The sequence below is a fragment of the Streptomyces sp. MnatMP-M17 genome (assembly GCF_900091995.1).
Lineage (GTDB): Bacteria > Actinomycetota > Actinomycetes > Streptomycetales > Streptomycetaceae > Streptomyces.
In genome coordinates this window covers 1-4,162 of record NZ_FMDK01000727.1, presented here as the reverse complement: position 1 = coordinate 4,162, position 4,162 = coordinate 1, and the positions used below count along the sequence as shown (strand labels likewise).

3 protein-coding genes and 1 pseudogene are annotated in these 4,162 nt (G+C 71.4%); 3 read left to right on the top strand and 1 reads right to left on the bottom strand.

Features of this window, described 5'->3' with window-relative positions:
- Window positions 1-830, bottom strand: an 830-nt coding sequence (locus tag GA0115259_RS29250) for an HAD family hydrolase (protein WP_093602592.1), incomplete at its 3' end; no start/stop codon positions are given.
- Between the two features lie 511 nt (window positions 831-1,341).
- Between GA0115259_RS29250 and ssd the strand changes: the two genes are divergently transcribed.
- From ssd to GA0115259_RS29235, 3 genes and pseudogenes are all read left to right on the top strand, one after another.
- Complete coding sequence (ssd, locus tag GA0115259_RS29245; protein WP_093602590.1) at window positions 1,342-2,439, top strand: septum site-determining protein Ssd; 1,098 nt, start codon at window positions 1,342-1,344, stop codon at window positions 2,437-2,439.
- Window positions 2,436-3,567: pseudogene (locus GA0115259_RS29240) on the top strand (TadA family conjugal transfer-associated ATPase). Before ssd ends, GA0115259_RS29240 begins: the two are co-directional and overlap by 4 nt.
- Before the next feature lie 11 nt (window positions 3,568-3,578).
- Window positions 3,579-4,162: hypothetical protein (locus tag GA0115259_RS29235; RefSeq protein ID WP_237540575.1), on the top strand; the 584-nt coding region annotated here is incomplete at its 3' end.

Here is a 4,162-nt window from a genome sequence, read left to right as displayed (position 1 = left end):
AGCGTGGACTGACGGCGTCGGCTGGCGTACCAGACCAGCCCGGCCGTCGCTGCCGCCGCGCCCACGGCCGCGGCCGCGACCAGCGCCGGGCGGGGCGGCATGGAGAAGGCGGGCAATCGCTGCTTGAGCCGGACTGGTCGGCTGAAGACGAGAATCGGCCAATCCCGGGACAGTGCCTCGCGCCGCAGCGCACGGTCCGGGTTGACGGCGTACGGGTGGCCGACCGACTGGAGCATCGGTACATCGGTGATGGAGTCGCTGTATGCGTAGCAGCGGGACAGGTCGTATCCCTCGGACTCGGCGAGTGCCTTGATCGCCTCGGCCTTGGTCGGTCCGTACGCGTAGTACTCCACCTCGCCCGTGAAACAGCCGTCGTCGCCGACGACCATACGGGTGGCCACCACGCGGTCGGCTCCGAGCAGCTCGCCGATGGGCTCCACGACCTCGGCGCCGGAGGTGGAGACGATCACCACATCGCGGCCCGCGGTGTGATGGTCCTCGATGAGGGAGGCGGCCTCGTCGTAGATGATCGGGTCGATCAGGTCGTGGAGTGTCTCGGCGACAATCTCTTTGACCTGCTGGACGTTCCAGCCTTTGCAGAGCGCGGAGAGGTACTCCCGCATCCGTTCCATCTGGTCGTGATCGGCGCCTCCCGCGAGGAAGACGAACTGCGCGTACGCGGTGCGCAGTACGGCGCGGCGGTTGATCAGACCGCCTTGGTAGAAGGACTTGCTGAAGGTCAGTGTCGATGACTTCGCAATGACCGTCTTGTCCAGGTCAAAGAAGGCTGCTGTGCGCGGCAAGGAGTGGTTTTCCACGAGGCAGAGCATATGCGCCCACCATTCGGCGTAAGCTCGGGCGCGTGGGTTTGCCTGAGAAGGCTCTCGGGTACACCATGGAAGTCACGGATCGTTCGCGACCGTGCTAACCCGGTCCGGCTCCTCCCCCCCCGAGTCGGCCGTGGGGACGACCCCCGCTCTCCCCCCCGGCGGGGGTCGTCGCATGTCCGGACGCGTTTTGGACTCTCCAGCACACCGTCCTCCTCTGCTCGATGGTTCTGTGCGACGGCCTCACTCCATGTATACGCGTCACCGTCCGTAGTCGATGTGCTGCTCTCCGGAAGTCACCGGTATGAGCGAGCGGGATATTCACAACTGGTGAGTTGTCCACAGTTTTCGAGCAAGATCCACACGATTTTCCGTTCCGTTGCACGGTGATTCCCGTCGTGAAGTTCACAGAAGCCGGAATCACCGATACCGGATGAGTGCGAGATCGCGAGAGAGCGTTCGCAGTTCCGGATTGGGGCGTAGATGGATAGGGGCGGAGATCGTGGCTGGATCCATGACATCCGAGCGGTCGGATGTGACCGGAGGACGCGGGACGGGACCGCTGATCGTCACCGAGGATGTGGAGCTGCTCGACGATCTGCTGCGGTTGTGTGCCGCGGCCGGCGCCGAGCCTCAAGTGCATCACTCGGTGCCCGAGCGAGCGGAATGCTGGGACGACGCGCCGATGGTGCTCGTCGGGGACGACGCGGCGGCCCGCTGCCGCGGTGCCACCCGCAGACGGGGCGTGATGCTCGTAGGACGGGATCAGGACGATCCCGATGTATGGCGGCGGGCGGTGGAGATCGGCGCCGACTGCGTGCTGCGGCTGCCCGACGCGGAGAGCTGGCTCGTCGACCGGATCGCGGACGCCGCCGAGGGTGTGGGCCGACAGGCGCTCACGGTCGGCGTGATCGGCGGGCGGGGCGGCGCCGGGGCCTCGACGCTGGCCTGTGCCCTGGCCGTGACCGCCGCGCGGACCGGCCGGCGCACGATGCTCATCGACGGCGATCCGCTCGGTGGTGGGCTCGATGTGCTGCTCGGCGGGGAGCAGACGGAGGGCAGACGTTGGCCGGATTTCGCGGCATCCAAAGGGCGGGTCGCGGGCGGCGCGCTGGAGGAGTCGCTGCCCCGCCTCCATGAGCTGCGGGTGCTGAGCTGGGATCGCGGCGACTCGGTGGTGATCCAGCCGGAGGCCATGCGGTCGGTGCTCGCCGCCGCCCGCAGAGGCGGCGGTGTCGTGGTGGTGGATCTGCCGCGCCGGGTCGACGAGGCCGTGGCGGAGGCGCTGGCCCAGCTCGATCTGGGGCTGCTGGTGGTGCCCGCGGAGCTGCGGGCGGTCGCGGCGGCCCGCCGGGTGGCCTCGACGGTGAGCATGGTGCTCCAGGATCTGCGGGCGGTGGTCCGCGGTCCGTACGCGGCCGGGCTGGACGAGCGGTGGATCGCCGACGCGTTAAGGCTTCCGCTCGTGGGTGAACTGCCGCTGGAAGCCGGGCTGTCGCAGGACCAGGACGGCGGAGCGCCGCCGGGCTCCCGAGCGCGCGGACCGCTGGCGGCGTTCTGTACGGCTTTCTGGGAGCGGGCCCTGGCCGCGGACGGGAGCGTGACGTCATGACGGCGGTGACGGCCGCGGGCGGCCTGCTGGACGCCGTACGGCAGCGGCTCGCGGAGAGCGGCGCGGATCCGACGCCGGCGAGGGTGGCCGCCGCGTTACGGGCCCAGGGGCGGCTGCTGGGGGACACGGAAGTGCTGGGCGCCGCCGAGGAGTTGCGGTCCGAGCTGGTGGGGACTGGGCCACTGGAGCCGCTCCTCGCCGATCCGTCGGTGACTGATGTGCTGGTCTCGGCGCCCGACCGGGTGTGGGTGGACCGGGGCGGCGGGCTGGAGCTGACCGCCGTGTCGTTCGCCGACGCGGCCTCCGTACGGAGGCTGGCGCAGCGGCTCGCCGCGGTGGCCGGGCGCCGACTGGACGACGCGCGGCCCTGGGTGGACGCCCGGTTGCCCGACGGGACACGTATGCACGCGGTACTGCCGCCGGTGGCACCGGCCCACGGCGTTCTCGCTGGCGGAGCTGACCGAGGCGGGGACGGTGCCACCAGGCGGTGAGCGTGTGTTGCGGGCGCTGATCGAGGCCCGGCTGTCGTTCCTGATCAGCGGAGGCACGGGAACAGGGAAGACGACTCTTTTGTCCACTCTGCTCGGCCTGGTCGGGGCACGCGAACGGATCGTACTGGCCGAGGACTCCGCGGAGTTGAGGCCCGACCATCCGCATGTGGTGCGGCTGGAGGGCCGGCCGGCGAACCAGGAGGGCGCGGGACTGGTCGAACTGCGGGATCTGGTCCGGCAGGCGCTGCGGATGCGGCCGGACCGACTGGTCGTCGGCGAGGTCAGAGGCCATGAGGTCACCGAATTGCTGGCCGCTCTGAACACGGGGCACGAAGGCGGCTGCGGCACCGTGCATGCCAATACGGCGACGGACGTTCCCGCACGGCTGGAGGCCCTGGGGACGGCGGCGGGCCTCGACCGGGCGGCGCTGCACAGCCAGTTGGCCGCCGCGCTCTCGGCCGTGATCCATCTGGTGAGGGACCGCGACGGGCGCCGGAGGATCGCCGAAGTGCATGTGCTGGAGCGGGACGCCGCGGGGCTGGTGGTGCCGGTGCCCGCGCTGCGCTGGGGCGCCGATGCCTTCACGTACGAGCGCGGCTGGCCGCGACTGCGGGCGCGGATCGGAGGCGCGCTGTGACATCCCTGTGGATGGTGGTCTGGGTGGGCTCGGCGGCCCTGTGCGCGGGAGCCGCGGCCTGGCTGACGGTCGGGCACGCGCGGGGGCTGCGCCGGGCCGTGCTGCTGTTCGGGAACGGCGGCGGGCCGGACGACACCGCGCTGTGGGTCCCTTGGCGGCGCTGGACGGCGAAGGCCCATCGACGGGTGCGAAGGCTCGGGCGGGAGTGGCTCTGTCTGCTACCGGCTCTGGTGCTCGCCGTGCTGGGAGAGTCGGTGCTGCCGCTGATCGGGGGCGCGCTGGCGGTACCGCTGATGAGACGGAGCCTGCGGTCGCGGGAGCGGAAGAGAGCCGGGGAGCGGCGGGCCGACGGGGTTGTCGCGCTGTGCGGCACGGCGGCGGGCGAGCTGAGGGCCGGTCTCCAGCCCACGCAGGCCCTGTTGGCCGCCTCGGGGTCCACGGGCGGGCTGGGAGGCGCTGAGACCGCCGTGCTGGCCGCCGCGCGGTTCGGTGGCGACGTACCGGGCGCTCTGCGTCTGGCGGCCCGTGAGCCGGGCGCTGACGGGCTTGTGGGGCTCGCCGCCTGCTGGCGGGTGGCCGTGGACGGCGGTGCGGG

Coding starts and splice junctions, on each gene's coding strand:
- ssd (WP_093602590.1), top strand. CDS start 1,342: ATGACATCCGAGCGGTCGGATGTGACCGGAGGACGCGGGACGGGACCG.